The organism is Paraburkholderia sp. Ac-20347 (genome assembly GCF_017104805.1).
Taxonomy (GTDB): domain Bacteria; phylum Pseudomonadota; class Gammaproteobacteria; order Burkholderiales; family Burkholderiaceae; genus Paraburkholderia; species Paraburkholderia tropica.
In genome coordinates this window covers 1-2,944 of sequence record NZ_JAAGPN010000485.1, presented here as the reverse complement: position 1 = coordinate 2,944, position 2,944 = coordinate 1, and the positions used below count along the sequence as shown (strand labels likewise).

At 69.2% G+C, this 2,944-nt stretch carries 3 protein-coding genes and 1 pseudogene; all 4 read right to left on the bottom strand.

The genetic code is table 11. From position 1 onward, the window contains the following. A pseudogene (locus tag G3N97_RS37810) lies at positions 1-552 on the bottom strand (branched-chain amino acid ABC transporter permease); the annotation flags it as partial. Positions 553-577: 25 nt separating this feature from the next. After that, the gene (locus G3N97_RS37805) at positions 578-1,045 is read right to left on the bottom strand and encodes a thioesterase family protein (RefSeq protein WP_124262261.1); all 468 of its coding nucleotides are present in this window, start codon (positions 1,043-1,045) and stop codon (positions 578-580) included. 64 nt (positions 1,046-1,109) lie between these two features. Then, complete coding sequence (locus tag G3N97_RS37800) at positions 1,110-1,640, bottom strand: NUDIX domain-containing protein (protein WP_205997853.1); 531 nt, start codon at positions 1,638-1,640, stop codon at positions 1,110-1,112. A gap of 281 nt (positions 1,641-1,921) precedes the next feature. Beyond that, a partial coding sequence (locus G3N97_RS37795; RefSeq protein ID WP_205997852.1) for a YbfB/YjiJ family MFS transporter occupies positions 1,922-2,944 on the bottom strand: 1,023 nt, incomplete at its 5' end.

The window sequence follows — 2,944 nt, the reverse complement described above, 5'->3', positions numbered from 1 at the left end:
GTCGTGGCCGAGCGCTTCGACGGCGGCCGCGTGCGTGAGCGCGGCGCGCACGACGAGGCCCGTCTGCGACACGCGCAGCGCGACGAAAATCAGCAGCAGCATGGCCACCGACATCAGCATCGCGAACCCGCGATAGCGCGAGAACGCCGCGCCGCCGAAAGTGAACAGCGGACCGTCGAGCCACGCGGGCACCGTTGCCGCCAGCGGTTGCAAACCCCAGACGAGCTTGACGATTTCGCCGATCGCCCAGGCCGCGCCGAACGTCAGCAGCAGCGCATTCAGCGGACCGCCGGGCCGCGCGCGGCGCAGCAGCGCGACTTCGAACAGCGCGCCCGCGAGTCCGGCCGCGAGCGGCGCGAGCACGAGCGCCCAGCCGAAGCCGAACCAGCCCGCGAGCGTCACGCCCAGATACGCGCCGAGCATGTAGAAGCTCGCGTGCGCGAAGTTCAGCACGCCGAGCATGCTGAAGATCAGCGTCAGTCCGGCGGAGAGCAGGAACAGCAACAGGCCGTAGCTCGCGCCGTTGAGCGTATCGATGAGAAAGGCCTGCACGACAGCGTGTCGATGTGCGCGGCGTCTAGCTTCGTGCACCGGCGTCGGCGTCATCCTCGACGACGAGCGGCGCGAGCGCCGCGCGCAACGCGTCGGGCAGCGCTTTCACGGGACGGCGCGTCTCGCGATCGACATAGACATGCACGAAATGACCCTGCGCGGCGGGCGTGGCGTCGCCCTCGCGAAACAGGCCGACCTCGTAACGCACGCTCGACGAACCGAGCCGCGCCACGCGCAGCCCCGCCTCCACGCGATCGGGAAAGACGAGCGGCGCGAAGTAATTGCACTGCGTCTCGACCACGAGGCCGATCGTCTCGCCGTGCTCGATGTCGAGCGCCTGCGCGCGGATCAGATACTCGTTCACCACGGTATCGAAATAGCTGTAGTAGACGACGTTGTTGACGTGTCCGTAGACGTCGTTGTCCATCCAGCGCGTGGTGATGGTGAGGAAGTGGCGATAGCCGGAACGGTCACGGGCGAGCGGTCGGTTCATCGGATCGGGAGCATGATGTTGAGAAAGCCTGCACAGGCACAGGCGGCATGACGGCGCGCCGGACTCACTGGCCTGGCCGCTCGACGAATTCGAACGGCAGGCCGCGACGGCGCATCCATTCGCCGAGGGCCTGACCGGTGCCCGCGCGCCAGGGCCGCAGCTTCGCGGGCTCGACCAGACGGTATTCGAGCAGTTCCGGCGACAGCGCGATCGTACCCGTCGCCTTCACGTGATACGCGATGATCAGCTCGTTCTTGCGGATGAATTCGTAGACGCCGATCAGCTCGACGCTCTGGGCGTGCAGCGAGGTTTCTTCGAGCACTTCGCGCGCGATGCCCTCTTCGGGCGTCTCGCCGTTTTCGAGAAAACCGGTGATCAACGCGAACATGCCCTCCTGCCAGGCCGCGTTGCGCGCCAGCAGAATGCGCCCTTCATATTCGACGATGGCCGCCACGACGGGCAGCGGATTGTCCCAATGCGTGTAGCCGCAGACGGGGTCCGGACAGGCGCGGCGCACGCGGCCGCCCTCGTGCGCCGCGTCGGCGCGCTCGATGAGACGCGAGGCGCAGCGCGGGCAAAACTGGTATTCGCTCATGGCTCGATGGATTCGCAGGGCACAGACGCAGGAAGCAGGCGCGGGACACAACCGCGCCGCCGGGAGCGGCCCGGTGGGCGCGCGCAGGCGGCGCGAAGCAGCCATTTTAGTGCGCTATCGGCGTTGGCGTGCGAGTAGGCTTCGGCGGGCGTGGACGTGACGGCGCGCAGCGGCGGCGTGCACGGGCGCTGAATTCCACTAAACGGCGTCCACGAAATGGCGGGAGATGCGGGAAAGTGCGTGGCGATCCCGATGAAACCGACGGTGCCGCTCGACCCGTTTCAGGCGCGCGAGCGCAGCGCGCGCCAAACGAGCCCCAGCGCGCCGAGTACGAGCGCGGCGGCGGCGAGCGCGAGCGAACTCGTGAACGAGCCGCTCGACGCCGCCAGCGGCGCGGCCACCAGCGGTCCGGCGATCTGGCCGATGCCGTAGGCGCCCGTCGCGTAGCCCATCAGCGCGGCCGCGTGCTCGCCGCGCAGCAGACGCGCTTCGCGCATCGCGAACAGCGTGATCGCCGTGAACGGCAAGCCGATCAGCACGCTGCCGAAAGCGAAGCCCGCGGCGTTCGGCCAGACGATGCCGAGCGCAATCCCGAGCGCCTGCAACACGTACGACACGGCCAGCATCAGGCGGTTGTCCCAGTGCAGCGGCAGACGCGCCGCCGAGAGCGCGCCCACGATCAGCGCGACGCCGAACATCGGCCAGAACAGGTCGGGCCACATGGAGCCCGGCAGCGCGTGGCGCGCGATCACGGGCAAGAACGTCGCCGTGATGATGTAGCCGAAGCCCGGCACGCCGTAGAGCAGAACGAGCCAGACGGCGTCGGCGCGGTTCGCCGTGTTGCCGCTGCCGGTCGGCGTTGCGGCGTGCGCCGAAGCGGCGGATGCAGTCGATGCAGACGCAGACGCTGACGTTGACGCTGACGTCGCCGCCTCACGCGTTTCATCGCCGAAAACAGGCCATACGCAGATCGCGATCAGCACGCACACCAGCCCGAACCCGAGCCAGCCGACGCGCGCATCGATGCCGCCGAGCGCGCCCGCCGCGCTCACGGCAAGCCCCGTCAGCGCGATGCCGACGCCCGGTCCCGTGAAGATCACGCCGCCCCACTCGTGCGCGCCCAGTTGCGCGAGCCGGCGCAGTCCCCATTGCGACGCGAACACGAAAGTCGCCGCACTCACCGCGCCGCCCAGGAAGCGCACGATCGCCCAGATCCAGAACGCGTGCGTGAGGCCCATGACGAGCGTGAGCAGCGCCGTCGCCGCCAGCCCGGCGCGCACGATGCGCGCGGGCGCGAAACGCAG